This window comes from Acrocarpospora catenulata (assembly GCF_018476525.1).
In the GTDB taxonomy this organism is placed as follows: domain Bacteria; phylum Actinomycetota; class Actinomycetes; order Streptosporangiales; family Streptosporangiaceae; genus Acrocarpospora; species Acrocarpospora catenulata.
Genome location: NZ_JAHCST010000179.1, coordinates 1 through 560 on the forward strand (window position 1 = coordinate 1; position 560 = coordinate 560).

1 rRNA gene is annotated in these 560 nt (G+C 58.9%); it reads right to left on the reverse strand.

Annotation, left to right across the window (positions count from 1 at the left end):
* Nucleotides 1-560 (reverse strand): 23S ribosomal RNA (locus tag KIP79_RS46245); the annotation flags it as partial.

Here is a 560-nt window from a genome sequence, read left to right on the forward strand (position 1 = left end):
CATAGAGCGCGGATTTGCCTACGCCCCGTCCTACATGCTTACCCCGGGACAACCACCGCCCGGGATGGGCTACCTTCCTGCGTCACCCCATCGCTTACCTACTACCAGATCAGGCCGAGCGTTCACTCCGCCGGCACCCGAAGGCACCAACATCGCTAGGACTCTTAGTATCACTGGCCTCGATATGGGCGCAATGCAGCGGGTACGGGAATATCAACCCGTTGTCCATCGACTACGCCTGTCGGCCTCGCCTTAGGTCCCGACTTACCCTGGGCGGATTAGCCTAGCCCAGGAACCCTTGGTCATCCGGCGCAGAAGTTTCCCACTTCTGAATCGCTACTCATGCCTGCATTCTCACTCGTGCCGCCTCCACAACTGGATCACTCCGCCGCTTCACCGGCGACACGACGCTCCCCTACCCATCAACGCCTAAGCGTCAATGCCACGACTTCGGCGGTGTACTTGAGCCCCGCTACATTATCGGCGCGGAATCACTTGACCAGTGAGCTATTACGCACTCTTTCAAGGATGGCTGCTTCTAAGCCAACCTCCTGGTTGTC